General features: G+C 41.8%; 38 protein-coding genes and 1 pseudogene. 32 read left to right on the plus strand and 7 right to left on the minus strand.

Features of this window, described 5'->3' with window-relative positions:
• Positions 1-103: 103 nt before the first annotated feature.
• Together FTO70_RS03795 and FTO70_RS03800 are read left to right on the plus strand one after the other, a co-directional pair.
• A complete protein-coding gene (locus FTO70_RS03795) occupies positions 104-775 on the plus strand; it encodes a hypothetical protein (protein WP_255334376.1) in 672 nt (223 codons plus the stop codon).
• Positions 776-1,111: 336 nt separating this feature from the next.
• Positions 1,112-1,582 (plus strand): hypothetical protein, encoded by a 471-nt coding sequence (locus tag FTO70_RS03800; protein WP_255334377.1) that lies wholly within the window; start codon positions 1,112-1,114, stop codon positions 1,580-1,582.
• 202 nt (positions 1,583-1,784) lie between these two features.
• Here the strand turns inward: FTO70_RS03800 and FTO70_RS03805 are convergent, their stop codons facing one another.
• On the minus strand, positions 1,785-2,150 hold the full coding sequence (locus tag FTO70_RS03805) for a ribbon-helix-helix domain-containing protein (RefSeq protein ID WP_255334378.1): 366 nt from the start codon (positions 2,148-2,150) through the stop codon (positions 1,785-1,787).
• Positions 2,151-2,251: 101 nt separating this feature from the next.
• Here FTO70_RS03805 and FTO70_RS03810 point away from each other — a divergent pair, with 101 nt between their 5' ends.
• Positions 2,252-2,431, plus strand: a complete 180-nt coding sequence (locus FTO70_RS03810; RefSeq protein WP_255334379.1) for a hypothetical protein — start codon at positions 2,252-2,254, stop codon at positions 2,429-2,431.
• A gap of 100 nt (positions 2,432-2,531) precedes the next feature.
• Positions 2,532-2,726, plus strand: a complete 195-nt coding sequence (locus FTO70_RS03815) for a hypothetical protein (protein WP_255334380.1) — start codon at positions 2,532-2,534, stop codon at positions 2,724-2,726.
• A 445-nt stretch (positions 2,727-3,171) separates the two neighbouring features.
• On the opposite strand, the gene FTO70_RS03820 is transcribed toward FTO70_RS03815, so the two are convergent.
• A complete protein-coding gene (locus FTO70_RS03820; RefSeq protein WP_255334381.1) occupies positions 3,172-3,549 on the minus strand; it encodes a hypothetical protein in 378 nt (125 codons plus the stop codon).
• A gap of 585 nt (positions 3,550-4,134) precedes the next feature.
• Here FTO70_RS03820 and FTO70_RS03825 point away from each other — a divergent pair.
• A complete protein-coding gene (locus FTO70_RS03825; protein ID WP_255334382.1) occupies positions 4,135-4,350 on the plus strand; it encodes a hypothetical protein in 216 nt (71 codons plus the stop codon).
• Positions 4,351-4,636: 286 nt separating this feature from the next.
• Here FTO70_RS03825 and FTO70_RS03830 read toward each other — a convergent pair.
• A pseudogene (locus tag FTO70_RS03830) lies at positions 4,637-4,783 on the minus strand (IS1634 family transposase); the annotation flags it as partial.
• Between the two features lie 677 nt (positions 4,784-5,460).
• Here FTO70_RS03830 and FTO70_RS03835 point away from each other — a divergent pair.
• Positions 5,461-7,608 carry a class I SAM-dependent DNA methyltransferase gene (locus tag FTO70_RS03835; protein WP_255334383.1) on the plus strand — a complete coding sequence of 716 codons (2,148 nt, stop codon included), beginning with the start codon at positions 5,461-5,463 and terminating at the stop codon, positions 7,606-7,608.
• 5 nt (positions 7,609-7,613) lie between these two features.
• A complete protein-coding gene (locus FTO70_RS03840) occupies positions 7,614-9,101 on the plus strand; it encodes a hypothetical protein (RefSeq protein ID WP_255334384.1) in 1,488 nt (495 codons plus the stop codon).
• Between the two features lie 239 nt (positions 9,102-9,340).
• On the opposite strand, the gene FTO70_RS03845 is transcribed toward FTO70_RS03840, so the two are convergent.
• On the minus strand, positions 9,341-9,706 hold the full coding sequence (locus FTO70_RS03845; protein WP_255334385.1) for a ribbon-helix-helix domain-containing protein: 366 nt from the start codon (positions 9,704-9,706) through the stop codon (positions 9,341-9,343).
• 115 nt (positions 9,707-9,821) lie between these two features.
• Between FTO70_RS03845 and FTO70_RS03850 the strand changes: the two genes are divergently transcribed.
• From FTO70_RS03850 to FTO70_RS03950, 21 genes are all read left to right on the plus strand, one after another.
• Positions 9,822-9,980 carry a hypothetical protein gene (locus FTO70_RS03850; protein ID WP_255334386.1) on the plus strand — a complete coding sequence of 53 codons (159 nt, stop codon included), beginning with the start codon at positions 9,822-9,824 and terminating at the stop codon, positions 9,978-9,980.
• On the plus strand, positions 9,977-10,123 hold the full coding sequence (locus FTO70_RS03855; RefSeq protein WP_255334387.1) for a hypothetical protein: 147 nt from the start codon (positions 9,977-9,979) through the stop codon (positions 10,121-10,123). Before FTO70_RS03850 ends, FTO70_RS03855 begins: the two co-directional genes overlap by 4 nt.
• Positions 10,120-10,314 (plus strand): hypothetical protein, encoded by a 195-nt coding sequence (locus FTO70_RS03860; RefSeq protein ID WP_255334388.1) that lies wholly within the window; start codon positions 10,120-10,122, stop codon positions 10,312-10,314. Before FTO70_RS03855 ends, FTO70_RS03860 begins: the two co-directional genes overlap by 4 nt.
• 365 nt (positions 10,315-10,679) lie before the next feature.
• Entirely contained in the window at positions 10,680-10,856 is a 177-nt protein-coding gene (locus tag FTO70_RS03865; protein ID WP_255334389.1) for a hypothetical protein, read from the plus strand.
• Positions 10,853-10,978 carry a hypothetical protein gene (locus FTO70_RS03870; protein ID WP_255334390.1) on the plus strand — a complete coding sequence of 42 codons (126 nt, stop codon included), beginning with the start codon at positions 10,853-10,855 and terminating at the stop codon, positions 10,976-10,978. The genes FTO70_RS03865 and FTO70_RS03870 overlap by 4 nt, the downstream gene beginning before the upstream one ends.
• On the plus strand, positions 10,975-11,244 hold the full coding sequence (locus FTO70_RS03875; RefSeq protein ID WP_255334391.1) for a hypothetical protein: 270 nt from the start codon (positions 10,975-10,977) through the stop codon (positions 11,242-11,244). Before FTO70_RS03870 ends, FTO70_RS03875 begins: the two co-directional genes overlap by 4 nt.
• A complete protein-coding gene (locus tag FTO70_RS03880; RefSeq protein ID WP_255334392.1) occupies positions 11,237-11,533 on the plus strand; it encodes a hypothetical protein in 297 nt (98 codons plus the stop codon). Before FTO70_RS03875 ends, FTO70_RS03880 begins: the two co-directional genes overlap by 8 nt.
• Positions 11,534-11,535: 2 nt before the next feature.
• Complete coding sequence (locus FTO70_RS03885; protein ID WP_255334393.1) at positions 11,536-11,733, plus strand: hypothetical protein; 198 nt, start codon at positions 11,536-11,538, stop codon at positions 11,731-11,733.
• Complete coding sequence (locus FTO70_RS03890) at positions 11,730-12,062, plus strand: hypothetical protein (RefSeq protein WP_255334394.1); 333 nt, start codon at positions 11,730-11,732, stop codon at positions 12,060-12,062. Before FTO70_RS03885 ends, FTO70_RS03890 begins: the two co-directional genes overlap by 4 nt.
• A complete protein-coding gene (locus FTO70_RS03895) occupies positions 12,059-12,265 on the plus strand; it encodes a hypothetical protein (RefSeq protein WP_255334395.1) in 207 nt (68 codons plus the stop codon). Before FTO70_RS03890 ends, FTO70_RS03895 begins: the two co-directional genes overlap by 4 nt.
• A gap of 455 nt (positions 12,266-12,720) precedes the next feature.
• Complete coding sequence (locus FTO70_RS03900) at positions 12,721-12,909, plus strand: hypothetical protein (protein ID WP_255334396.1); 189 nt, start codon at positions 12,721-12,723, stop codon at positions 12,907-12,909.
• The gene (locus tag FTO70_RS03905) at positions 12,906-13,145 is read left to right on the plus strand and encodes a hypothetical protein (RefSeq protein ID WP_255334397.1); all 240 of its coding nucleotides are present in this window, start codon (positions 12,906-12,908) and stop codon (positions 13,143-13,145) included. The genes FTO70_RS03900 and FTO70_RS03905 overlap by 4 nt, the downstream gene beginning before the upstream one ends.
• Positions 13,142-13,285 (plus strand): hypothetical protein, encoded by a 144-nt coding sequence (locus FTO70_RS03910; protein ID WP_255334398.1) that lies wholly within the window; start codon positions 13,142-13,144, stop codon positions 13,283-13,285. Before FTO70_RS03905 ends, FTO70_RS03910 begins: the two co-directional genes overlap by 4 nt.
• Positions 13,285-13,776 (plus strand): hypothetical protein, encoded by a 492-nt coding sequence (locus FTO70_RS03915; RefSeq protein WP_255334399.1) that lies wholly within the window; start codon positions 13,285-13,287, stop codon positions 13,774-13,776. Before FTO70_RS03910 ends, FTO70_RS03915 begins: the two co-directional genes overlap by 1 nt.
• Positions 13,777-14,073 (plus strand): hypothetical protein, encoded by a 297-nt coding sequence (locus FTO70_RS03920; RefSeq protein ID WP_255334400.1) that lies wholly within the window; start codon positions 13,777-13,779, stop codon positions 14,071-14,073. It begins immediately after the preceding gene.
• On the plus strand, positions 14,073-14,213 hold the full coding sequence (locus FTO70_RS03925) for a hypothetical protein (protein WP_255334401.1): 141 nt from the start codon (positions 14,073-14,075) through the stop codon (positions 14,211-14,213). Before FTO70_RS03920 ends, FTO70_RS03925 begins: the two co-directional genes overlap by 1 nt.
• Positions 14,210-14,533, plus strand: coding sequence for a hypothetical protein (locus FTO70_RS03930; protein WP_255334402.1), 324 nt, complete (start codon positions 14,210-14,212; stop codon positions 14,531-14,533). Before FTO70_RS03925 ends, FTO70_RS03930 begins: the two co-directional genes overlap by 4 nt.
• A gap of 171 nt (positions 14,534-14,704) precedes the next feature.
• Positions 14,705-15,100: a hypothetical protein gene (locus FTO70_RS03935; protein ID WP_255334403.1), complete on the plus strand. Its 396-nt coding sequence runs from the start codon at positions 14,705-14,707 to the stop codon at positions 15,098-15,100.
• A gap of 1 nt (position 15,101) precedes the next feature.
• Positions 15,102-15,332, plus strand: coding sequence for a hypothetical protein (locus tag FTO70_RS03940; RefSeq protein WP_255334404.1), 231 nt, complete (start codon positions 15,102-15,104; stop codon positions 15,330-15,332).
• Entirely contained in the window at positions 15,332-15,646 is a 315-nt protein-coding gene (locus tag FTO70_RS03945) for a hypothetical protein (protein WP_255334405.1), read from the plus strand. Before FTO70_RS03940 ends, FTO70_RS03945 begins: the two co-directional genes overlap by 1 nt.
• Positions 15,643-16,182, plus strand: coding sequence for a hypothetical protein (locus tag FTO70_RS03950; RefSeq protein ID WP_255334406.1), 540 nt, complete (start codon positions 15,643-15,645; stop codon positions 16,180-16,182). The genes FTO70_RS03945 and FTO70_RS03950 overlap by 4 nt, the downstream gene beginning before the upstream one ends.
• A gap of 839 nt (positions 16,183-17,021) precedes the next feature.
• Here the strand turns inward: FTO70_RS03950 and FTO70_RS03955 are convergent.
• The 3 genes from FTO70_RS03955 to FTO70_RS03965 form a co-directional block, all read right to left on the minus strand.
• Positions 17,022-18,026 (minus strand): hypothetical protein, encoded by a 1,005-nt coding sequence (locus FTO70_RS03955; protein ID WP_255334407.1) that lies wholly within the window; start codon positions 18,024-18,026, stop codon positions 17,022-17,024.
• 670 nt (positions 18,027-18,696) lie between these two features.
• A complete protein-coding gene (locus tag FTO70_RS03960; RefSeq protein ID WP_255334408.1) occupies positions 18,697-19,572 on the minus strand; it encodes a helix-turn-helix transcriptional regulator in 876 nt (291 codons plus the stop codon).
• Entirely contained in the window at positions 19,557-20,087 is a 531-nt protein-coding gene (locus FTO70_RS03965) for a hypothetical protein (protein WP_255334409.1), read from the minus strand. The genes FTO70_RS03960 and FTO70_RS03965 overlap by 16 nt, the downstream gene beginning before the upstream one ends.
• A gap of 94 nt (positions 20,088-20,181) precedes the next feature.
• Between FTO70_RS03965 and FTO70_RS03970 the strand changes: the two genes are divergently transcribed.
• The 4 genes from FTO70_RS03970 to FTO70_RS03985 are packed head-to-tail and all read left to right on the plus strand — an operon-like array spanning position 20,182 to position 22,192.
• On the plus strand, positions 20,182-20,673 hold the full coding sequence (locus FTO70_RS03970) for a hypothetical protein (RefSeq protein ID WP_255334410.1): 492 nt from the start codon (positions 20,182-20,184) through the stop codon (positions 20,671-20,673).
• Between the two features lie 15 nt (positions 20,674-20,688).
• On the plus strand, positions 20,689-21,009 hold the full coding sequence (locus FTO70_RS03975; RefSeq protein ID WP_255334411.1) for a hypothetical protein: 321 nt from the start codon (positions 20,689-20,691) through the stop codon (positions 21,007-21,009).
• Positions 21,006-21,440, plus strand: coding sequence for a hypothetical protein (locus tag FTO70_RS03980; protein WP_255334412.1), 435 nt, complete (start codon positions 21,006-21,008; stop codon positions 21,438-21,440). The genes FTO70_RS03975 and FTO70_RS03980 overlap by 4 nt, the downstream gene beginning before the upstream one ends.
• Entirely contained in the window at positions 21,440-22,192 is a 753-nt protein-coding gene (locus FTO70_RS03985) for a hypothetical protein (protein ID WP_255334413.1), read from the plus strand. Before FTO70_RS03980 ends, FTO70_RS03985 begins: the two co-directional genes overlap by 1 nt.

Consider the following 22,192-nt stretch of genomic DNA (forward strand, 5'->3'; position numbering starts at 1 on the left):
TTCCCCCTCTTTTATCCCTAGAATATGAGCTTTTGAAGCTCTCACCTGAAAGGCAGTTCTGGATTAAAAAACTTTTATATAGTTTTCATTACTACTTTTTTTCATGGGAGTGTTAGAGCGGATAGATTCTAGGATAATCAGCAAATGCAAAAACAGGGATTATATCTTACTATATAAATTCATAAAATGGTCCACAATTTCCTTTCTTTGCTGGAAGTTATTGAAATTAGGTTTAATAGACCTTGTTAATTGGGCTGAACCAAGAAGCGGCTATGTGTACTTACTAATCGTTGAAAAAACACCAAATTTTATATATTTTTTTGACGGGCTTTTTGCATTGCTTTTATTAATAGTTATGTTCATGCTGTTTACTTTACTTGCCTTTGGAATCATTATTAAGCCAGGAAAAGAACAAGAGCCTGAATCCCCTCTCAAAAAAACAGAAATCCCAATACCCAAAAAGCCAACACAAGCTCAGAATAAAGACTTTACTTCCAAATTCACTGGCTATATACTAGTAGGCATATTTCTTCTTTGTGTGGTTTTATGGGCCGGTGCTATGGTTTTAGAAGAAGAAAAAGACTCAATAAAAGTAGACTTGATTGACTCTCAATATCGTTATAATGAGGTTGAAATTACATTCCAGACATATAACGAAGGTTTTTTTTCAGCCCGGAATGTGAAAGTGAAAATATCAGTAATTGAAGATACCGGGGAATGGGGAAAAAATTACAATAAATTTGCTACTGGTGATATTTTAGGTTCTATATTTTAGGTTCTAAAACTTATTTTGTTGGAACCATTAAAGGCGGAGAATCAAAAACAAATACAGTAACCGTGCGATTAGATGAATCTCCGGAAAGAATTTCGATGCGTGCACAAATTGTTAAATAATTTTGTCAACTCAGAGTGCGGCAACTCTAGAAAAAATTAGTTTTCATCACAAAAAACAAACATTTCTTTTTTTTGAGAATCTGCGGCAAAAAGCTGCCTCACTATTTAATCAAAAATGACCTTCCGGATCATCCCTTCTTCATCCCACGTCTCCTTTTTCGACCTCTGTTTTTTGCTTACATCACATCTATATAATTTGAAACGTTGAGTAAATACTATGAAAGATTTTGAAGATGCAATGCTGGAAGTTGCTTGGAATAACCTTGATACTGTGATTAAAAGGTTTTATTCTCTAGATAATAAAAGTGCCGGAATAATCACAATCTCAGGTATATTTTTTAGTCTCCTAGAAGGTATAGGAAACGGCGAAAATCTCATATCAAATGTGCTGTTTTTAGTGACTGGAATTTCCTTTATAGTTACCATAATTCTCGCAATCCTCGCTCTGAGAACTATGGAAATCGGAGATGTTTCTACTAACAACCTGCTCAAAGAATTAAACAATGACGATGAAAAAGAAAAGATTATGAGGATTGTAGCAACCATGGGAAATGCAGAGGACCTCTGGAGGGAGAGGTCCACAAAAAAAGCTGCTAAGATAGGGATGGCAATCTATGCCCTTGGGCTTAGTGTGTTACTAATGATCGCCACAATTCTATCGCAAGCAGACCTAACGTTTATTCTTTGAAATGTCCCTTGAAGTTTCCTTCTGAAATTTCTCTATTGACAAACCTCTTGCAAGAGCAACGGGTTCAGGCATATTTCCTGAGTTCCCTTTATTCCCTTTATTTTCAGAGTTTTTGTTTTGATCACTCATTATATCCCTCTTGAAATTTCATCCACTTTTCCACACATAGTATTTATATAAACAGTTGAATAATCGAAAAAAATTAATCAATAATTACCTTCCGACTCATCCCCTCTACATCCCCCTTCTTCTTTTCCGACCCCTGGGCGTTTTTACTTACATCCTCTAATCCCTTATACAAAAGAATTCCCAGCGTATCTTCAGGACTAAGATTTAATTTTTCAGCTATCCGGGTAAGGATTTGAGCGTTCTTCTTTGACAAAAAAACAGGTTCTACCTCTTCTTTACCCCAGTGTAAGAGCACAACTTTCTCGATATCCATTTTTTTGATTTGCTTGACGCAAAACTCTATCCCATGACTTCGACTGCTGAATATTTTGTCATCACTTAAATTGTCGAGCCATGCTGCAAGATCATCATCCATCGAGATAGTAAACCGTTCTTTCATCGCTAGTTCATACAACTGATTGTAATATAAATAATTGTATGAAGTTAGAACCAAAAAAAACCATTTATATGAAAATTTCATAATTAGTTAATTGATGTATGATGAATTCACCACAAGAAATTAACAAACAGGATTGCAGGAAAACTATCAATTTAGGCCCGGATGTTTTTGAAATTTTAACACGGGTAGTTGATAAGGAAAAACAATACGACAGCTATTCTGCCGCCGTCCGCCGTGCCGTGCGCTCCACCTTCGGAGAAAAAGAGGGGGTCCCCGCATGACCGGAGAAAAAGCGACAGAATCAACACCCTTCCCTTCCGCAGGGAACAAACCAATCGAGCACAAGCCGCCAAGCAAAGAGCCGATTCCGGGGGGGAGGGCATGAGCGCAGAAATTGCCGCACTTTCCTTTCCCTATCCTGGACCTGTCCCTGAAAACCCCAGCCTCGAAGACCTCAGCAAAAACCCGCTGGTCCGGCAGTTCGCCGGCGTAAGCGAAGAGATCAAAAGGCACCACTCAACCATCGGGATGCTCTCCGAACTCTGCAAAATGATCTGTGAAAGCAGCCCCGAATAACACAGGGGAAAAGGGCCGCAATCAGGAAGAACACCGCGCCGTTGACCAGGGGAGGACTTTTTCTAAAACCCTGAACCAAAGGCCCACGTATCCCCTAAAAATCTCCTTTAACACAGTTTATTAGCAAGTTTATCGATGGTCTGAACACCAGTTTGGATTAAACCGAAACAAAGAACAGCTCATTTTGAACCTTCACCGGGTTTTTGCTTCATGGTGCGGCAACAAGAACGGAACCAGTTAGCATGTAAAAAGGTTACGATTTGGTGGTAAAAAGCCTGAAAACAAAAAAGAAGTGGACGCTGAGGAGGAGAGTATTACCCTGAGTTTAAAGCCTATCTTAAAAAAGCACTCCTTTTTTTATATGCTTATCGGTCTTCTCCGAGTAAGCCCCCTCCCCCTGATCCAGCCAGCTTCCCGGCAAGCACTAACTGCCACAGTAATCCTTTTACTTTTCTCCGCATAACTCGCCAGGTCCTTCAGGATCGACAAAATAAAGCCTCTTCATATCCGGGCAATACATGTCAAGCTCAACCTGGATCATCTCTATAAGCCCCCTACAGCAAGCCCCCGTAACCCCATAGTTCTCCTCCAGGATCCCTGCCAGGACCTCAACTTCTATTCCGTCATGGATGATCCTGTGCAGCCCCTTTAAAATATCTCTGATAAGCTCCTCTTCTGTGAGGGTATCAGTTACATCAATGCTTTCTATCGCATACCTGTAGGCCTGCTTATCTCCTTCAAAGTGCAGATGCTCCAGGGCGTGCAGCCTTATGTTTTGATACAGATCAGTACCGCATACTGGACAGTGTGCTTTTATGAACATTTTTGAAATCCCCATTATTTACCGGGAAATAAAACATTCTGACATATATAAAAAATAGTGAAGCGATATGAAAGTAATAAAAATTAAGGGTGATAGGCGAACCAGCTTCATTTTTTGAGTGTTATATCTGACTAAAGTCAGAAATCAATCTAAAAATTCATATGTCTTTCTAAAAAAAATAAATCCCTTATTAAAAATTCCACAAAGTATTTATATTTCAGAACTGTTTGATACGCTTGGAGCTCTTACGTACTTGAAAAAACGGAAAACAAATAATCAAAATGATCCAACCCCCTGCGATTGAGAGGAAACCCCAACCTAAAACTCTCATACAAAAATGGGAATACTAAAAAACGGAACCCCTAAACAATCAAACCCCGGCGATTGAGAGGAAACCCTTTACACCTTTCAATCCCTACTTTTTCTATAACCTTTTTCTTGTGAGGGCCTGTGATAATATTCTAAAACTGGTCTATGTTAACATACGCCGACATTTTAAAAGGCATCCAATTCAAAACGTTGTAATATTTTCAAGGAATGCAGGAAAAACTTTTATATTGTGTAACCATATGAAGAAATGCAAGTTTGGAAAAACTTGGAAAAAGCAGGAAAACAATAGACAAGTGTGATCCACCCCTCCCGATTGAGAGGAAACCCTTATCCTCTCAATCCTACTTTTTTCCCATAACCTTTCTGAAGCTTTTTCTTGAAGGGGTAATGGTGACCAGTTTCAGTATAGGAGAGAGTTTTCTAAATAATATTTATGAAACTGGTCAATATATGAATGAGCTTTACTACTAAATAAAGTTATGCAGTGCCCAGCCAGTCCAGACCTTCCAGCCCCCCTAAAGATCCTCGGCCCCTCCGATCTACCTGCTGCCTCCCTCCTGAAAGCCTCTGAGAGCTTATTCGAAGGAGCAGGAACGAACACACGCACCTATTCAAAAAAAGCGAATGTAGGGCAAATCTGAAGGCTGTTTTTAGGATGGGATGCAGCTAGGCTGGAAGGCATACTTATATTTTAGAACTGTTCCATCAATCCCAATTTCTTACGAACTTAGAAAAACGGAAAATAAGGCAACCAAAATTCAAGACCTTTGCTTTTATGTTTGCCAAAAATATCACAGAAATTAAGCTTTTCATAAAAGAGTTGGACAGCAAGGATTGATCCGATAGGAACACATATATTCTTGTTAGGAATTGTAGGGAATGCTCTTTGTTTTGTGATGTTCATTTGACCGAATAATGCAAAACAAAGAGCACTTATTTTTATTTAGCTGCCAAAGTTAGGTTTAATGAAACTGATCCATATATACATATGACTTGTTACTAAATAAAGTTATGCAGTATCCAGACCGTACAGCCTTTAAAGAAGCTCAGTCTCTCCGATCTGGCTGCTGCCATTCTCCTGAAAGCCCCTGAGAGCCTGGACTGAGGGAGCATGAAGAAACTACAAGCACCCATTCAAAAAAATCGAATGTAGGGCAAATCTGAAGGCTGTTTTTCATGATGGATTCAGCCCGGCCAAGCTGGGCAGTTTCTGGAGAAACTCAAGGTCTCCGGGCTAACCGCCCCAAGGAAGGGAGATAAAACTATCTATTAAGGATAAAGCAGGTAACTGGAGAATACAGGAAGGTAAAAGAGAATTTTGGAAAACCTTTTTAGTATACCTTGCTTGCGAATTTAGAAAACTAAAAACGTCTCGACATAAATCTAGGAAAAAAGGTTTACATGTGACTTACATTTCAAGTGCGTAAGTACTAAATATAAAAAAACTAAGCATTGATATAGAAAAAGAATTTTTGTATAAAAATAAAGATGCAAATTGGCTCTTCTTGAAAGAGATATCAAAATTTTCATTTACAATTTCTAAAAACTAATACATTTTATTGCACACAGGATGCCGAAAAAATGCCTTCTTTCACCGAATCCAAACAAGCGTTTGATGATACAATTGGAAAAAACGCAAATTTGCCATTATCTTTAGTTCCTGTTGATGGGAAAACAAAAAGTAATATTCCACTTTGGGGATCGAATGGCAAACCACTCGAAGAGTATTATAAATGGCAATTTATTTTCTCCCTTATTCAGAGCGATCTTTACTCTAAGGATTATATTGGCACTGAAATTCGTTTTCCTAAAGGAAGTAAAGGAGCTAAAGACCTTAAGGTTGACGGGGCCATATTTGACGACCCTTCTTGGCTAAGCAAATATAATAACTACTGGAAAGACAGAAATCCATCTGACCTGCAATGGCTCAATGATCATATGCTTGGTATAATTGAGTTTAAGCGAGGGGAAAAGGAAATTGACCAAGTCCTAATTCGACAAATAAAACCTGCAATGAAAGAAAAGGATCCAAGTGACGCATACGTTCTCGGAATATACTACGATTCAGGCCGACTTTTTCTTTTTCACAGACGCGCAGGCAAATATTTGAGGTACGATGAGGGAAAAAACAAGAAGGGGGACGATAGCCAAGTAGGTGACCTTTCCTTACACTTGCCTGACCCTTACCAGTATATTCCTTCATTTGACGAACTACGTAACCTCGTTCACCATCCTTCAACAATAGACCGAAGCAATAGGTCAGTTCAAAATTTAGAAGTTATAACCTCGATATCAACTGTTCAAATGCAGGATGCATTGTCCAACGTACTACGCACGATGGACAGATATGGTTATGTAAACCAGAAGGGTTACGGAATTTTAATACAAACCTTTGCTCTAAAAATTTTTGATGAAAAAAGAAATAAACGCAATTCAATTATACCCTTAAAGTTTTACGTTCTTGAAGAGGAGGCAGGATTTAAAGATCTTACAGAACACCCCATTCAAAGATTTATAAAAAGAATGAAAGAAATCTTTAATGAAGCAATAGGTCCATATCAAGCAATCTTAGAAAGAAATACGATTGATTGGCAGAGCTTAGAACAAGTAAAAATAGCTGTATCGGCATGTGAAAGTTTCCAAGACTTTTCTTTCATTCGCTCGTCAAAAAGCGATTTGTATCAAATAATTTTCTACAACTTTGCAAATAAATTCCAACAGCAAGAAAAAGCCCAATTCCTTACACCTCCCCGAGTAATTGATTTCCTCGTGAAAATTGTCAACCCTAGAGGTACAGACACGATCTTTGACCCCTGTTGCGGTATTGGTGATTTTCTATCATTATCTTATGTAAATTCACAAGACAAAAACGACCCTTGGAAACTTGAAGATGCAAACATCTATGGAACTGATGTATCGGGCGAAATGATTTCATTGGCGTTACTAAATATGTTACTTAACGGAGATGGAAAAGCACATCTATTTCATGTACCTGATCATGGTTCGATTTTATGGAAAATAAAAGAAGGCAATCCTCCAATACCTGTTGAGCTTATACCTAACATACACAAAGATGGGAACTGGGATAATTGGCCAAACAGAACACGTTTAATGAAATTTGATGTGATCCTAACTAATCCACCTTTTGGGGAAGACCGTGCATATAGACCTAAAACCGCTTTTGACCGTCAGGTTATTGAAATGTATGAAACGTGGAAACTGTCAGGTGGCGGAGATAACATTGATCTTGGAGTAGTATTTCTAGAAAATGTAGTCCATTGCCTAAAAGAAAATGGACGTATGGGCATTGTACTTTCGAACTCCATAGCATCAATAAATAAATGGAAGGATGTTAGGGAATGGCTAATGAAAAAAATGCGCATTGTTGCTTTGTTTGATTTGCCACCTAATGTTTTTGCTGAAACTGGTGTGAATACAACTTTGATTGTAGCATACAAACCCGGATCAGAAGAGATACAGACGTTAAATGAACAGAACTATTCGGTATTTGTGCGTGAAATTCATAACGTAGGCTATGAAAAAAGAACTAGTAAGCGGAATGTATTTTTCAACCCTCTGTATAAGGTTGATGAAACCACTTTCGAAACATTAACAGATGTAGAAGGCAATTTAGTTCTGGATGAGGATTTTACCAACATAGTATCTGAATTTAGAACTTGGGCTATTACACAAGAGGAAACTCTGAAGAATATTTTCCTAAAGGAGTAATTAAGTTGGAATACTATAATGTGCCTTCACAGATTTCATTGTCACAAATTGAAACAAAAGACTACTCATGGTCTCCTTCGATGTATCGTCAAACTATTATTGCAAACAAGAACGTAGTTCTACTTAGAGACTTGCTTGATAAAGAAAATCCATTTGACAAGGGAAATGAACCAGGATCGATGTGGTATCTGCATAACTCGTCTAATTACCTCATAAGAACAAAAGCATTGCAAGAATATAGTTGTCTCTTGTATCCTAAAGGCAATTCAATAGTGCCAATTAATCCAAGAGTTTTTGTTGATTTTAAGCTGGCTGCTGAGGATATTCTTTTGTCTAAGGACTCTAATGTAGGTGAAGTTGCGATTGTAGATGGGGATAATTGGTCAAACTACATGTTTAGTGGCGGAATTGTTAGACTACATCCTTCTTTTGACCGTTACTATATTTATTCTTTCCTGAAGCACCCGTTGTTCAAAGTGCAACTTATTTCCATGACTTCACGAGGTTCTACAATAACTCATGCAAAAAGTCTTTGGCTGGATTGTCTGATTCCATTTCCAAACCAGCCAGATTCAGACAAAGTTGTGAGCTATGTTTCTGCCTTAATGAGAGCTATTGTTGCAAAAGAGATTGCAATTAAAAAAAGACACGAAGCAATTCTCCTTGAGATTAATAAAGAGCTTCTCACAAAACAAACTGGTAATAGCTTTTCGTATGCGTTTCCAACAAATAGAGATATTGGTTTAACTTCCCGCCTTGATACAGGTTTATATAATGAGGACTTTAAAAAATATAAGCACCTTGTCGACTCATATGAAAAAGGATCAACTTGTTTGTCAAAAATGGGTATCGAATCAAGGCGAGGCCCTAATCTTGCCGTTTCTGTGATAGGCAAAAGTTTGTACTCTGACGAACCAAAGCAAAATTGGTATCAGTTAATACGCCCAACAAACATAAGTGAATATGGAACATTAACAAACAAAGAATGGTTGGGCAATAAAAAAGAACTATTGACCGTAAATCCTAAGGACTTAATCTTGGGTTGCGAAGGATTTGAGAAGGGCAGGTCAATTGTAATTGTTGAAGGTATTGAAAAGTGCACTACTAATTTCCATGGGACTGTTCTTTTCTCTCAAAATGCCGAGCTATGGGAAATAATTTTTGTTCGATGCTTTTTGGCTTATTTACGTGAGCATGGTATCATTGATTGGGTAGGTGTTGGTGGTTCAGGTGGACACATGTCGCCAGAATACTTTGACTATCTGCCTTTCCCTAATTTCCCCGATGCCAAGAAGAAAGAGATTGCCAAATTATATTACAATGAATCACCGCCCCCCTCTGATAAATTGACAAATGATAATTTCGTTGAGTGGCATAATCAATGGAACTCTACCCTTGGGATATATCAGTTAGATCGCGAACTCGAAAAACTTCACACCATCCTTCTAAAAGTTCAAAAGGCTATTATCGAAGGAACAACAGTAGAAGTGTAAATTACCCTCTAAAAGAGGTGAGATTTCACTTCATCATCTACCAGGAGAGCGGGGTATTCGTGACCCTACGCGCTCCCGATGTAATAACCTTCCGCCCCTTCTCCTTTTCCGATCCCTGGCGCAAAAATTATCTTTTTATCAATGTTCCCACATTGGAAGATGATTCTAATTTGTGTGAAGGATTTAACATCGTATATATGTGAGAATTTATAAAAAGAGTGTTTTTTTCTCTGGATATATTAATCAAAAATAACCTTCCGGGGCTTGTCTTCTTTATTCCCCGTCTCCTTTTCCGATCCTTGAGAGCCTTTGCTTATCTCCTCTAATCCCCGGTAGATGAGAATCTTTAAGGCCTCGTTCTTATTGACATTTAATTTTTTTGAGACCTTGTCGATTGTTTGAATTTCATTTTTTGAAAGGAAAACAGGCTCAATTTCGTTCTTTCCCCAGCGCATCAGCATTACATTTTCAATGCCTATGTTTTTTAGCTGAGCTACGCAAAATTCAACAGCGTGAACCCTACTTGAAAACACTTTTTCTTTTATCAGTGACTCGATCCAATCAAGAAGATCACTATCAAGAGTAATACTGAATCGCTCTTTCATCATTGTGTATAAGATTTCTGCGTTGAAATACTATTTTGTTATTTTTACATCAAAAGGAATCTTTAAATACAAAAATGATTCATAATGATGATAAAAGAATCATTAAAGATGAAAGGTGATTCAAATATCCCGTAAAACTATCACATTCGATCCCGATGATGAAAAAATTCTGGACCGGGTCGTAAACATCGAAAAACAGTACGACAGCTATTCTGCCGCCGTCCGCCGTGCCGTGCGCTCCACCTTCGGAGAAAAAGAGGAGGTCCCCGCATGACCGGAGAAAAAGCGACAGAATCAACGCCTGCCCCTGCCGCAGGGAACAAAACAATAGAGCACAAGCCGCCAAGCAAGATGCCGACACAGGAAACAGACCACAAGCCGCCAGGCAAAGAGCCGGTCCCGGGGGGGAGGGCATGAGCGCAGAAATTGCCGCACTTTCCTTTCCCTATCCTGGACCTGTCCCTGAAAACCCCAGCCTCGAAGACCTCAGCAAAAACCCGCTTGTCCGGCAGTTCGCCGGCGTAAGTGAAGAGATCAAAAGGCACCACGCAACCATCGGGATGCTCTCCGAACTCTGCAAAATGATCTGTGAAAGCAGCCCCGAATAACACAGGGGAAAAGGGCCGCAATCAGGAAGAACACCGCGCCGTTGACCAGGGGAGGACCTTTCCTAAAAACCTGAATCGATGGCCCACAAATCCCCAAAACTCCCCCCCAAAACCCAGTTCAAGCCTGGGCAACGGCACAAAAAAACACCTCGAAATCAACACACAAACCGGAAGAAAAGAACAGAAAAGAAATTGGTGACAAGAATGGAATACACAGAAACGAAACACCCAAACCTTACTCACCTCAAGCAAGGTGATGTGAGGGGCGAAAAAACCGAGCACAAGCCGCCAAGCCAGGAGCCGGTGAATCACTCCTCAACGAACAATATGCACTCTCGCTATATAGCTTTTAAGGAGGTCAGAGCATGACCGGGCACGAACTATGCGAAGCCTGCCGGAAAACATTCGTACCGGTCTCCTGCCCCAAAGTCCTCGGAAAACGCCTCTGCTCCAAATGCGCCCCAAAAAAACTTGCCAGGGCCAGAAACGAGAAAACCGCCCTGTCCCGGTCCCGGAAAATGCCTCGGAGGGTTCCCGCATGAGCCGCAAAAACTTCTCCCGTCCTCTTCCTCGCGTCCGGGTCTACAAACTGAAATCCCACTGCCTTGAACTGCTTGCGCTCTACAATCCATGGGCCAGGCTCTGCCAGGGGGTGGGGGAGTGAACCAGGTCCGGCCCGAAATAACCGCCTTTGCCGAAGCAATGGAAAAAACCATGCAAAAGCACGACGCAGAAAAAGGGGATTCCTGGAAAAAGCTCGATGTGCACAACCTGGAAACCGAATTCTGGATGGAAGTAGAAGAACTCGGCTGTCTGCAAGATGACGGAATCCCCATAACTTCGCCTGATGCCATACATGAATTGCTGGATATCGCAAACATGGCAATGATGCTTTTCTGTAGATCTCAGGGGGTGAGTGAGAGTGAGTAACCTACACCTTGAGGATACAGCTTCAAAGTACGTAGATGCATATCTGGATGCTTCTCACCCGGTTCCTTTGATTGAGCTAAATAGGAACCTGCGCGCGCTGGAAAGTTCCAGAGACGACGTTGAGAAAGGTATTATAGTAAAAGAAGAGGCTCTGAAAGACGAAAAAAGGAAACTGGCAGCCATCGAAGACAGAATCCAGGCGTACCGCGAAGCAATCGAAGCTATAAGGACATTCCGTAATCAGCGCGAGCCGGAGGAAGAACCGGTAGAAGAGCCGGAGGGGTACTAATGATGAATGCCACATACACCGGCCCCAACGTTGCCCCTGGATTAGATTCAGTTCCTCTAATTAATTTGGTGCCGTTTGTCCTGATTTTTATCACTCTGGCCCTCTATGCATACTTCCCGATATGGTGCATAGACCAAATTACTCAGCTTGAAAAAAAGGTCAAGGAACTTGAAGAACAGGTCAAGGGGGCTTCGGAATGAGCGCAACGCATCTCTGTAAAATTGTAGCTGCTCCTGACCCTAACGCAGACCGGGAAGACGTATCATACGACATCCACCACATGAAACTGTACCTTGACATGAACACAGGACAGTTCAAGACCCGGTTAATTTGCTCCGGATGCGGGCAAAAATGCAGCTGCAGGTGTTATTCTTCCCTTGAAGATGCTGTTTTCTATCAGAGTGAAAGAGAAGAAGTCCTCTGCGACTCCTGCTTTATGGCAGAAGGATATGATGAATGGGACATTGAAAATGGGGATTTTGATGTGCTTGCTGGCGAATTCTGCGGGATTGGAGGGGACCAGGAATGAGCGCATTTAACCTGTTCAAAATGGAAATTCGCTGTTCATTTCTGGAGCTTGCCGGGCTTGTGGGGGTTACAAGCGGACTTATTGCTGCAATTAATGCATCACTGGGAGGAAAACTAACCCCGCCTCTTATTTTGATTTATTTCGGGGTTTTGCTCTTTATCCTGTCTATCCTGTCGCGGAAATTCAAGGGGGCTTCGGAATGAACCTTCAAAGACCTCATATTTCCCCCCGTCTAAAAAAGAACATTGGCCTTTTGTTTTCAACCGTGGCACACTTCTATTTTATATCAATCACTGGCGTTGCAGTACTCAATGTAGGTCTAGCTGCCAACCTCATGACCGTAAACTGTGCATACCTGTATGCTGCGAGTCTGTATATCCTCCTGATACACTATGCATATAAGTTCTTCAAGGGGGAAGGGCAATGAGATTCGTATCTGAAGTTTCATTACTGCCTCTCTTATTCGTATCCTCGGCATTTCTTGGCCTGGTCCTGCTCTGGTTCTGCCTCTCGATCCTATCTATTGCGGGGATGGGACTATGAATGCATACATCAAGACCAAAAAACAGGCCTTCCTATTCTTCCTATTCTCTCTGATCTGCTGGATCCTCGTGATCTCACTGTATTTGCACAGCTCCTATCGGTGGGGTGTGTCACTATGAGGGAGATTATAGGCTGCACGGCTGAGGGCCGTTTTGCATATTGTATCGACTGCAAATATCAGGACTCCGAAGAGGGTTGCAGGGAATATATCAGGATGTTCAAAGCGCAGCTGGAGTTCGCAGTGAACCAACCGGGGAACCGAAGGAAAATTCGCCTGATCCAGGTCCCGGGGGTGAAAGCGTGAAGATTGATATTTCTTCGATTGATTCTGAACTTGCCGGGTTAGAGGAAAAAAAGGCAGAAATCGAGTCCAATATCAGTGACCTGGAAGATGAGCTTAGTGACTTAGAGAACGATCTAATCAGCATAGATCGGCGGATAGAAGAGCTGTCCTCATTGAAAGAGATATCAAGGCCAGATGTAAGGGCACATTTCATAAAGAAAGATGAAAAGCAGACGCAACTGGGGGGTGTTGCATGACCTGGAGAAAGGGAATTCTCAGGGACCACTGCGAACGCTGCCGCCATTACGCAGAAGGCGGGTGCCAGGGCTGCAAAATCGGGGATATCTGCGAGGACCCTGCAAAAAAGTGCCAGGATGAAAACGAGGAGGCGGTCTAATGGGTATACTCCTGAACAATGAAGAACGTAAGAAAGCAAGGCGTGAAGGCCGTATTGGCTTCCCCTATCCTCTGAAAGGAGCTCACCGGCAAAAGCACAACCTGATCGGGGAAATCCCAATAAACGGGCTGACAGGGCATGATTACGCAAGTATGCTGAAGTCTGCCCCTGCAGAACTTAAAGAAGCAATCGAAAAAGAGAGGTTAATCTGTTCTTCAACCCTAGGCGACTCAAAAACGTACTACGAAATAAGAGATAGTTTCTATCTCACCAAGGCTGCCCCTGACCCGGGAAGTATCAAAAGTCCTGGATTCCTATATGCTTTTCTCTTTGGTGATTTTCCGGCTGATTTTGAATTCCGTAAATGCATGAATCATGATGAGGCCAAGACCGCTGCAATCATGCTTGCGGTAAAACGTGGAGATTCCATAAAGAGGGTTTACCGGCTCTTATCTCGCGGAGGATGGAAGAGAGTTAGGGGGGTGGCATAATTGCCTAACTGGTACAATGATGGTGTATGTAGACAGTGCCAGAGGCGGCTGGACCAGATCTCCGATATCTGCCCTGATGAAAAGGTCCAGGGATTGATTGCAGAAATCAACACAATCCTGGATACTGCAGGTACTGAATGTCCGGATAAATACCCGGATCTCAGAGAATGTTGTGAGGTCTGCCCCAAGTACAAAAACGGTTGCCCTGGATGCTCACAAATGAAATGTAAGTCCTGCTGGCCAGAGAAAAAGAAGGACTGTCCCGGATGCGATGAAAAACCCAGGAGGCAGTTGTGATGAAGCGTTGGGACTGCATGACCATCCAGGAACAGCAGGAATATGTAGAACGCCATGGCCGGGGATACGTCCGGATCAGGTCCGATGCTGAGATTGAAGCTTATGGGGCCTTTGCCCCATTAGAGGAGGGTTCTGAATGAGCGAACAGACCCGGAACCCTTCTTCTTTTTTTGCGTCCAGGATATCCCTTCCCAAACTCTCAGGTGTGCAGCTGGGAGCCTGGGGAGGGATTGCCGGCGCCGCCCTTGTTGGTCTGTGGGGATCCGCTGCAGCTGCGAACCTGGTGTGGTCCGTCTCAAACTTGCCTCTGGTCCTGCATCAACACAGGCTGGTCCGGGAATTTGATGCTCAAGGCCTCCGGGAAGAAGCTGAGAAAGCCCGGGCTCTGCTCCGGACCTTTTCTATCTATGAAGGCTTTGCTCTTGTTGGGATCCTCAGGGCAGCTACAGGGGTGATCTGAATGTTTCATTTTCGCAGAATGTCTCGTTTTCGCACAATCTCCACAGAGGGTACATCTCCAACTGCCCGCTATTGGCGCGCTCGCCGTGCCCACTGGCCCAGCTCCACGGTCAGGAAAAATGCCATTTTAGCGGTGTTGTACTCTAGCCGAAAATACTGGGGGATGATCTGAATGAAATACCAGTGCCCCAAATGCAAGGAGATTATCTCTGATCGGGCTCTCCGTGGAGTTCAGGGCCAGCACAGAAAAAGCGGGAAAAAATCTGGACTTTTATACTTTCAAGCTTGCCCAAAGTGTGGAAAGGAATCGTACCACTACAATGCTGCAGGCTACAAGGATAATGGGTCCTGGATCGAGTTGACAGATTCCGGAGAGCCTTATGATTTCATGAAGGAGCCTGTACCGTATCGCTGCTTTATACCTACCACACTTGCTGAGTGCAACAATACATGCTGTATGGAATGCACCTATGAGATGGAAGACCTGGATCGAGAAGAATGTCCATACAGGAAGCAACTGACGACCGTCAAGAAACAGCCCACGCTTACAGCGTTTGGAGGGGTCTGATATGGTAAAACCCTCTAAAAGCCAATCTGATTTGGAGTATATCCGTCAGCGTTACGGCGTACCTGCATATCCAGGAGTTAAAGTACAAGTTTATGATGGGAGAGTAGGGACTATCAGAAAAGGAGACGGGGGATATATTGGTGTCACCTTTCCGGAAAAACCCTCGCGAGTGGAGCAATATCACCCTACATGGGAAATAAAGTATTTCGTGGAAAAAAGGTGTGTGGTTTAATGGCAGCCCGGATCATTGCAGAATACCCAGCAACTCTTTCTAATTATGACGAGCTCCGGGCCCGGATCTGGGAGTTCATAGACCTGATCGAGCCACAGCCAAAAACGGGGGGGAATCCGGAGAGGGAATGTAAGGGTATGGGAACAGGGCCTGCCTTGACGGATGAACAGATCCGGCAGCAGGCGATTATCCGGAGTAACGCGAACATAGAAAGGAGGTGTCAGCTCAACATAAATCGAGAGATAAAAGATATCATCAAGGCTAAGCCCTGCAGGGTGGATCCACTGACTCATACTACAGGGTGGAGAATATGAACACTGCAGCTGCAGAACTGCTGGGTACCTTCGGATCCCTGGGATCCCGTGAAGTGCTCAAGGATATCCTGAGGGAGCTGATCCGGGAAGAGCCTGAGATCCTCTTAGAGGCCCTGCAGGTGACGTTCAGGGAAATATCTGAACGTATCGACTTCACACAGAATGAGAGTATCAAGGACCGTGCACGGATTGCGGATCTGGAGCTCCTATTAGGTCTGGAAGAGGAAATAAAGGACCCTGAAGATCCGTACTACCTTGAACAGAAAGAGAGGCGGGAAGAGCTCAGGCAGCAGGCCAGCCTCATTCAGGATATCCAGGGAAATCCAGAGAAGAGTCTGGAGGAACGGCTCTATGATGAGCTCCAGAGAAGCCTGTCACTGAAAAACAGGGACATCATGAACCTGTTTGGCTGGGACAAATCAAACACTATGAAAGCAACACGGCTCATGCAGAGAATGCCTGAGAAATACCCTGATGTGGTCTACGAGAAAGTACCCGGTAAGAACCGAGTAATGCGCATCCATATAAAGAATTAATAAAGGTTCACGCTGTAAATTTCAAACATGATGTTTAAACATTTCAAACATGATGTTTGAAATTTCGAAGAAAAGGAGATGAAAATGGTGATTCCATTTATATAGTGACTGAATGAAGGAACGAGCTTTCTTCAAAAGACAAAAAAGTGACAAGGAAAGTTGTTCACCGGGAAGAAAAAATCCCAAAAATCTCTCTTATTTTTTATCTCTCTTATTTTATATCATTTTAAGAATTTGTAAATGAAATTTGTAAAATGAATCATATCTGTTCTGAAAGTTCAAACATCATGTTTGAAACGTTTGAAAATGTTTGAAATTATGTTTTCAATATCAGTAAACTCTTTTTTTTAATTCAAACAAATTGTTTGAAAATGTTTGAAATAACTTTTTAATAAATTATTAATTCTCTTTTTTATCCAGGAAGTCCTTGTCCTGGAAGATCCTGAAAAGCTCCGGATCTTTGCAGCTGCAGACCTTCCCTGCAGGTCAGGACCAGGACTTTCCCGGGCGCCAAGATCCTACATGTCCTGCATCCGGAGGAAGGCCTTGTCCTGGAACTTCAGTGGAACTTCCGGGAAGGCCTTGTCCTTGAATATCCTGGAGTGCTCCGTACCTTCGCATATGGGTGAGATTTGCAAGGAAGGCCTTCCGGGAAGATCTTCCTAACCCGGGGAGAAATTCTTCCTTGCAGCTGCAAAGGTCCAGAAAAAACGATAGCAAGAAAATTGATGAAAATTGAAAGGACATCTGTGGAAAGTCGGATGCAAAGTACCTTTTGAGAATAACTTTTTTCCATTCTGCTTGCGGATGATGACAATCTTCCTCTCAATAAATCAGTGTCATCTTTCTTTCCATTTTCTGACTAAAAGTATAAAATAAATTATAATCAAAAATGTGCTAACGATAAATATTCCATCAAACCAAGATAAACCATTAAGCCACGAAGGTTTATATGCATAACCTATTGACGCTGAGAATGTATAAATTGTTAAAAATGTTCCAAATACAATAGCATTTAATTCTTGTGGAATTTTGATTGCGAAAATACTTATTAGGATTAAAATTATTAAAAAAGCTAAAACAAAAAAAGAAACCTGTGATAGACCCATTTTCCGAGTGTAAGTAATTTTAATCTCATCTAATGACTCATTGTTCTTAGTTTCAAAATTTATTTTATATACTCCATCATAAACAGAATCTATTTTTTCTTCAAAACTCTGTCCATTTTTATTTTTATAAACATGGTTGAGTAGAACATCTATATCATAAAAATTGTTTGGGTTTATTGGTGAAATCGTTAACATAACAAATGATTCATTTAAAAAAGCAATATCATATGTGAAATTATAATAATCAAATGGATATTTGTCATAATGTTTTTTTGAATTGAAATTCGAATCATAATATTTTATATTAAAATTAGATATATTATTATTCTTCATTTCATCTGTTGTATTTACATAATAAATTTGAGAGGGAACTGGAAGGTTAAAGTAGGAATCACCTAAAAATTCGAATTCGCCACTAAAATTATCGATTGTTTCAATTTTTCCGTTATTGTAGAAAATATCGATACTGGCATCAGGACTTTGTATATTAATTTCGTACGACTCATTCGCGCCTTCCGATTTATAGTTTTCAACATAAGGCTTGAAGACAGATATTCCAAAAATCCTAGATTGATTATAATCAAAATTTTGAACATTAATCTGAAAATATGCATGACCTTCAAGATCAGGTTCTATTAGTGCATAGTAAGTTGGAATTTCTTTATTTGGACTATTTGCAGCACATACACCTACAAAAAGAATTGTGATAAATATTAGAATTATTATGGTTTTCATTGTCTTATTTATTTTATTAGTTATTCTTATTTAATTCTAGTTAATGTGATTTAGATTCCATATACATGATACTATTTTAGGATTCTCGGTTCTATCATAAGGTTAAATAAGATAACCCGGTTTATCATGAGCATCAAGAAAATCAAAATTGTTACGATCAAAAATTAATTAATTTTTCAATAGCAATAGACATTAGTAAAAAGTGCCTATGTTTTTCTCACAATTTTTTTACATTTACTCATACACTCCCAGGCACAAACAAGCATATTCCTATAAGTTCTGTAATATACCTGTTTGGTGCCACATAGGACAGGATGGCAAAAAAGGGACCTTTCCTTTCAATGTATGAAAAGTTGATATTGAAATTACTTAAAGCGTGTTACTTTTGATCATCATTTTTATGTTGCTTTGGTGTATTTGGAACCAAGTATTCTTTTTTCCTTTTTTTGCTCCTTTCAGGATGTAAGTTTCCAAGGATCCAAACTTCCTTTCAAAAAAAATAGGTGAAATTTTTCCCAGCTGCAGACTCTCACGGGGCTCTCGGTTCGTACCTTCCTTGCAGGTCTGCTCCGGACCTCCCGGTTCCTCCGTTACACTCTAAAAAAATGTAGTTTAATGGGGTTTTTGGCTGGGAAGGTTCTGGTTTTTAGTTTTTGTATATATTATTATGTTATTGGATGGCAGAAAGTTCTGCAAGGTCATAATTTTTCCATTCTGATATTGTGCGATGATTGACCCCTATCTTTCCTGCGATCTCCCCCTGGGTCATTCCATTTGCATTCAAATCTCTAATCAGTTTGACGCATCCTGCAGCCATTCTTTGAAGCCGGCCAATTTTTTTCTTATCTATTTTTTCGGCTTCTTCATCTTCTCCAATGCTCTCAAAAAACTCTGCTTTCTTTTTCCTGTATTCAGTGTACAGGGACTTACTCACTCCACAAATCTTAAACAGATCATCCATTTGAGGGACAGGTATCATCCCTATTGGGCTGTAGACTCCATCTCGGTTTATCGTGTATCTCATTAGGACAGGTTCTGTCAGAAAATCAGTATTGACCCTCCATGGCTCAAAAAATGTATTTTTTCTGTACTCTCCCTCATCTAACTTCTCATGTTCAGCCCAGCATCTGAATATGCAATCTGTCTGCACCTGGACCTGAGGATCTAGGATCTTGAGGTGCTGCAGGTTGGCAACGATGGCAATTCTCTTTTCTCCGTATACCTGCAGTGTTTTATTAACGATGGCATTTCCTGGACTATGCCAGTCTCTGTTATAGCCTCCAGCTGCAGTGGCCTCTTCCCAGACAATAGATGTTTTTTCCATGGATTTCAGGGCATCAGTCAATTGTTTTGCACCAAAGCAGATGTTTTCAGCTGTGATGTCCGGATCGATCCTGCAAGCCATTGCCAGGGATATCACACTTTTTCCGGACCTGCGCCGGCCTATAAATGCATATAATGTTGAGTCCTCCATCTGCTGAGCTATTTTCGCCTGGTTTACAAAGTAACCGAAGTAGTTGAATTTCCGGCTTATTCCGTCTTCCATGCTTCCTCCTTCACTGGCAGCAATCCTATTTCTTCAAAATATGCATTGATATGCTCAACTGTTTGTGTCACGTCTTTATTTATGTCATAATATATTGTCCCATCCTGGCCACTCGGGACCTGCATTTTGAAGATTGTTTTTCGGAGCGCACTAATACATATTCGTTCTATTACGCATGAAAATTGATATTCAATGCATACTTTTAAGTCAAGGCCTCTTGAATATACACTGTTTTGGAAATCTCTTCGGTATAGCTCACTGTTTTTGAGTTCTGCTTGGGTAATACCATCAATGTGCCGCTTGAATGTCCTTGCAATGGATTCTAATTTTTCGATGCATTCCAGATCCTTTTCATCAAATGCCAGAATTGACATATTCTTGAGGTGCCCTACTATATCGATATACGAGATATAATCCTGATTTTTCAGGCTCTCTGTCAATTTGATCATCAAATCTTGGTATGGATAATTAAAATCGAATTGATTGTTTCCATCTACAACCTTGTATCCTGTCATATTCAACTCCTATTTTCTGTCTAAAAATTCCTAATGTACACTAAAATATATATACTAAACTGCATATATCATTTTTTAGGAGGTGTATCCTAAGTTGATTACCATAATCTCTCTTGCAATCTTTGGTATATTTGCCTGTATAGGTACTCTATACTACACTACAGACAAGCTTGACAGTTGCTACAAACGCGGCCTGGAAGGACTTGCAGCCCTTCAGGGCAACACAAAAGGATATCTGAACTTAACAGCCTTCGTGCCAGGTATGAAATCATCCCGGGCAATCAGAAGGAAAAATATGGTTGCCATGGACAGATTCAAGAAAAACGAAAAAGCATACATGGCCGGCAATGCAATTGGTATCCTGGTCCTGCTCGTAACATTGATGTTATGTGCCCTATTGTTTGGTACCTTACAGGGCCAAACTGACGGGAAAATAGCAGCCCTCAACGACTCTCAGGCAACCACCAGCTATGGTAATATCAAGACCACAGGCTGGGGAGCAATCGACCTTTACGGCATGGTTCCATATGTCGCGGTTTTCATTGTCATCCTGGGGATGCTGATGGGTCTGGCAAAGAATGCTTAAGCGGAGGTTCACCGAATGGACCAACCTCTTTTTCTTTTTCTACAGGCTGCAGCTTTCCTGATCTTTTTCTATACTATTGAAAGGGACACATGGCACGGGCTACTAATTTTTCTAAGTACTGCGCTATTCCTGGCTCTCTCATTAGCGAGTTTCAACATTGAGACGTATCACGTTTTTCTCAATGAATCAACAAGCACGATCATAGAGCACACTCACCAGGTCTACGATCCCGGCTATGCCTACCTGAATGTGGGTATGGTCCTGCTGTCCGGAAGCTTGGGGATCATCAAGGCGATAACATTCAGAGATTCTCGCATACAGGAGGATGAATCATGACCTCAGACCCATCTCAAAACCCATTCAAGGACAATCTCATAAAATACGCAGGGACCCCTGACGGCATCCCTCCTGCAGAACTGCTTCGAAATTGGGGCCCTCTGAACAAGCAACTTGCATTTAGCAACCTCAAAAAAGAGGACTGTGAAGACATCGAAGAAATTCTCCGGATCCGGCAGCTGAAGGAAATGTCTGGAAAACGGGACTACGAACTCCGCCAAATGGATATGGCAGGGGCAGATCAGACCACAATAATTGCAAAATGTCTCACCAGCTTGGGCCGGGACGGCTTCCTGATCAAGAGAGCCACAACTGCCAGCTACAAGATGGAATCACCAGACACAGACAAAAAGAAGAGCCGCTTCCTGGGAATTGGAGCTCCAAGGCAACAGTCTCAGCCTCCAGCACAGCAGCCACAGGGGGGATATTAATGTCAAATCCGCTTCAGACAATCACAATTCTATGCATGTTCGAATCAATTCTTTTGGGCCTGGTACTCTTCCTTACATTCTTCGGGTTCCCGGGCTGGCTCAGGATCGCAACGGCAAAACTTCAGGGGAAAAGATACGTATTAGGCCTCTCAAAGGATGCAATACTCTCCTTTGAAGGGGCAAATGAGGTAGAGGGAACATACCGAACAGATAAGGGAACGTACGAGCTCGAACCAGAGGACTCATACAGCTTCAACGGTACCAAAGGGGCAATCTGGTATAAACCGTACAATCAGGCAGTCAGCGCCCGGATAATGCCCCTCCTGAGGGACATACGAGAGATGGGCATCGAAAGTTATGGGGAATTAATGTTCCTATATTCAACCCCTCTTGAGCAGATCAGGGATAAACTAGGGGACTCAGTTGCAGCCATAGCTGAGAAAATCCAGGCACATGACGGCAAGATCCTGCAGGACCTGGAGGTCATCCGGATCACTGACCTGAAGAATTACCTTGAGAGCCGCAGCCCGGCTGCAGAGAATGCGGTCATAGAGAGGGAGGTGGACATAGTCAGGCGGAAAATGCGGAACCCCCTGGGAAATACGAATGTCCTCCTTTTCATCCTCATGGCTGGCCTGCTTGGCCTGGCATTCGGCTATATGATGGCAGGAGCAGGGGGAGGCGGAGGAGAGCCGTCTACTGCAGTTGCTGGTATGCAGGCCGCCGCAGCTCCTCTCACTCAGCTAAAATGA

The sequence above is a fragment of the Methanosarcina sp. KYL-1 genome (genome assembly GCF_024372725.1).
Lineage (GTDB): Archaea > Halobacteriota > Methanosarcinia > Methanosarcinales > Methanosarcinaceae > Methanosarcina.

Bases quoted from the DNA above. Each gene is read 5' to 3' on its own strand.
- FTO70_RS03945 (WP_255334405.1), top strand. From the start codon at position 15,332: ATGGCAGCCCGGATCATTGCAGAATACCCAGCAACTCTTTCTAATTAT.
- FTO70_RS03975 (WP_255334411.1), top strand. From the start codon at position 20,689: ATGGACCAACCTCTTTTTCTTTTTCTACAGGCTGCAGCTTTCCTGATC.
- FTO70_RS03795 (WP_255334376.1), top strand. From the start codon at position 104: ATGGGAGTGTTAGAGCGGATAGATTCTAGGATAATCAGCAAATGCAAA.
- FTO70_RS03940 (WP_255334404.1), top strand. From the start codon at position 15,102: ATGGTAAAACCCTCTAAAAGCCAATCTGATTTGGAGTATATCCGTCAG.
- FTO70_RS03960 (WP_255334408.1), bottom strand. From the start codon at position 19,572: ATGGAAGACGGAATAAGCCGGAAATTCAACTACTTCGGTTACTTTGTA.
- FTO70_RS03915 (WP_255334399.1), top strand. From the start codon at position 13,285: ATGGGTATACTCCTGAACAATGAAGAACGTAAGAAAGCAAGGCGTGAA.
- FTO70_RS03935 (WP_255334403.1), top strand. From the start codon at position 14,705: ATGAAATACCAGTGCCCCAAATGCAAGGAGATTATCTCTGATCGGGCT.
- FTO70_RS03930 (WP_255334402.1), top strand. From the start codon at position 14,210: ATGAGCGAACAGACCCGGAACCCTTCTTCTTTTTTTGCGTCCAGGATA.
- FTO70_RS03845 (WP_255334385.1), bottom strand. From the start codon at position 9,706: ATGAAAGAGCGATTCAGTATTACTCTTGATAGTGATCTTCTTGATTGG.
- FTO70_RS03980 (WP_255334412.1), top strand. From the start codon at position 21,006: ATGACCTCAGACCCATCTCAAAACCCATTCAAGGACAATCTCATAAAA.
- FTO70_RS03810 (WP_255334379.1), top strand. From the start codon at position 2,252: ATGAATTCACCACAAGAAATTAACAAACAGGATTGCAGGAAAACTATC.
- FTO70_RS03950 (WP_255334406.1), top strand. From the start codon at position 15,643: ATGAACACTGCAGCTGCAGAACTGCTGGGTACCTTCGGATCCCTGGGA.
- FTO70_RS03865 (WP_255334389.1), top strand. From the start codon at position 10,680: ATGACCGGGCACGAACTATGCGAAGCCTGCCGGAAAACATTCGTACCG.
- FTO70_RS03800 (WP_255334377.1), top strand. From the start codon at position 1,112: ATGAAAGATTTTGAAGATGCAATGCTGGAAGTTGCTTGGAATAACCTT.
- FTO70_RS03955 (WP_255334407.1), bottom strand. From the start codon at position 18,026: ATGAAAACCATAATAATTCTAATATTTATCACAATTCTTTTTGTAGGT.
- FTO70_RS03890 (WP_255334394.1), top strand. From the start codon at position 11,730: ATGAGCGCAACGCATCTCTGTAAAATTGTAGCTGCTCCTGACCCTAAC.
- FTO70_RS03985 (WP_255334413.1), top strand. From the start codon at position 21,440: ATGTCAAATCCGCTTCAGACAATCACAATTCTATGCATGTTCGAATCA.
- FTO70_RS03835 (WP_255334383.1), top strand. From the start codon at position 5,461: ATGCCTTCTTTCACCGAATCCAAACAAGCGTTTGATGATACAATTGGA.
- FTO70_RS03870 (WP_255334390.1), top strand. From the start codon at position 10,853: ATGAGCCGCAAAAACTTCTCCCGTCCTCTTCCTCGCGTCCGGGTCTAC.
- FTO70_RS03925 (WP_255334401.1), top strand. From the start codon at position 14,073: ATGAAGCGTTGGGACTGCATGACCATCCAGGAACAGCAGGAATATGTA.
- FTO70_RS03900 (WP_255334396.1), top strand. From the start codon at position 12,721: ATGAGGGAGATTATAGGCTGCACGGCTGAGGGCCGTTTTGCATATTGT.
- FTO70_RS03860 (WP_255334388.1), top strand. From the start codon at position 10,120: ATGAGCGCAGAAATTGCCGCACTTTCCTTTCCCTATCCTGGACCTGTC.
- FTO70_RS03910 (WP_255334398.1), top strand. From the start codon at position 13,142: ATGACCTGGAGAAAGGGAATTCTCAGGGACCACTGCGAACGCTGCCGC.
- FTO70_RS03895 (WP_255334395.1), top strand. From the start codon at position 12,059: ATGAGCGCATTTAACCTGTTCAAAATGGAAATTCGCTGTTCATTTCTG.
- FTO70_RS03820 (WP_255334381.1), bottom strand. From the start codon at position 3,549: ATGTTCATAAAAGCACACTGTCCAGTATGCGGTACTGATCTGTATCAA.
- FTO70_RS03965 (WP_255334409.1), bottom strand. From the start codon at position 20,087: ATGACAGGATACAAGGTTGTAGATGGAAACAATCAATTCGATTTTAAT.
- FTO70_RS03815 (WP_255334380.1), top strand. From the start codon at position 2,532: ATGAGCGCAGAAATTGCCGCACTTTCCTTTCCCTATCCTGGACCTGTC.
- FTO70_RS03805 (WP_255334378.1), bottom strand. From the start codon at position 2,150: ATGAAAGAACGGTTTACTATCTCGATGGATGATGATCTTGCAGCATGG.
- FTO70_RS03855 (WP_255334387.1), top strand. From the start codon at position 9,977: ATGACCGGAGAAAAAGCGACAGAATCAACGCCTGCCCCTGCCGCAGGG.
- FTO70_RS03885 (WP_255334393.1), top strand. From the start codon at position 11,536: ATGAATGCCACATACACCGGCCCCAACGTTGCCCCTGGATTAGATTCA.